The sequence below is a fragment of the Pseudoalteromonas thalassia genome, from assembly GCF_049257215.1.
In the GTDB taxonomy this organism is placed as follows: domain Bacteria; phylum Pseudomonadota; class Gammaproteobacteria; order Enterobacterales; family Alteromonadaceae; genus Pseudoalteromonas; species Pseudoalteromonas lipolytica_C.
In genome coordinates this window covers 1-1,238 of record NZ_JBMMUE010000034.1, presented here as the reverse complement: position 1 = coordinate 1,238, position 1,238 = coordinate 1, and the positions used below count along the sequence as shown (strand labels likewise).

General features: G+C 40.5%; 1 protein-coding gene. It reads left to right on the top strand.

Annotated elements, in window-relative coordinates:
* Nucleotides 1-67 precede the first annotated feature (67 nt).
* Nucleotides 68-1,230, top strand: a protein-coding gene (locus AAEU31_RS20250) for an IS3 family transposase (RefSeq protein WP_421968132.1) whose coding sequence is annotated in 2 segments (ribosomal slippage) — nt 68-323 and nt 323-1,230 — 1,164 coding nt in all. Because the reading frame shifts where the segments join, the coding sequence is not laid out codon by codon here.
* Nucleotides 1,231-1,238: the final 8 nt, after the last annotated feature.

Here is a 1,238-nt window from a genome sequence, read left to right as displayed (position 1 = left end):
TGTTGTGCTTCAATGAAACCGGACACTAATTTAGGTGGTATTATTACCACTCAAACAGAGGTGTTCTATGACAAAACAACGTCGCTCTTTTTCTCAAGAGTTTAAACTTAGTTCAGCAAAATTAGTTCTTGATGATGGATACTCATTTCCAGAAGCTGCTCGTTCACTAGAAGTCGGTGAAACAGCCCTTCGACGTTGGGTTAAGCAATTACAAGAAGAGCGTGGTGGCACAACACCAAATTCTAAAGCGCTTACTCCTGAGCAGCTTAGAATTCAGGAGCTTGAAGCTAAAGTTAATCGGCTTGAAAGAGAGAAAACAATTTTAAAAAAGGCTACCGCTCTCTTAATGTCAGACGAGATAAACAATATTCGTTGATAGACCAATTAAGTGAGCATGAGTCAGTGGAAATGGTCTGTAGCGTATTGAATGTTCCGCGTTCGAGTTATTACGATTTTAAGCAGCGTGTGACATCAATTAAACTTGAAGAGGTGCAGCTTAGATCAACAATTAACGAGTTATTTTCACTCAGTCGTGGAGCTGCTGGTAGCCGCATGTTGACGGTGATGCTAAAAGACGCTGATTTAACTGCAGGCGTTTTTAAGGTACGCCGTATCATGCGTGATATGGGGTTGGTCTGTAAACAACCAGGGCCTCATTCATATAAATTAGCGACGGCGGAGCGACCAGATATTCCAAACAAACTTAATCGTGAGTTTAAAGTAAATAGCGCAAATCAAGTTTGGTGTGGGGATATCACCTATATTTGGACGGGTAAAAAATGGTCTTATCTGGCTGTTATTATCGATTTATTTGCTCGCCGTGTGGTTGGTTGGGCAATGTCTGATAAGCCTGACACTGACTTAGTTATTAAAGCATTAGATAGAGCATACGAACAGCGAGGCAAACCATCTGGATTGATGTTTCATTCAGATCAAGGCAGTCAGTACAACGCAAGAAAGTTTCAACAAAGACTGTGGCGTTACCGAATAGAGCAAAGTATGAGTCGCCGAGGGAATTGTTGGGACAATGCGCCAATGGAACGTCTATTTAGAAGTTTAAAAACAGAATGGGTTCCCTCATTAGGTTATAGTAATTATCATGAAGCTGAAAAAGATATTAGTAATTATTTGATGAATTATTATAACTGGCGCAGGCCACATAGCCATAATCAAATGGTTGCCCCTGCTATAGCAGAAGAAAAACTTAATTCACTGTCCGGAATTAGTTGACCACAACA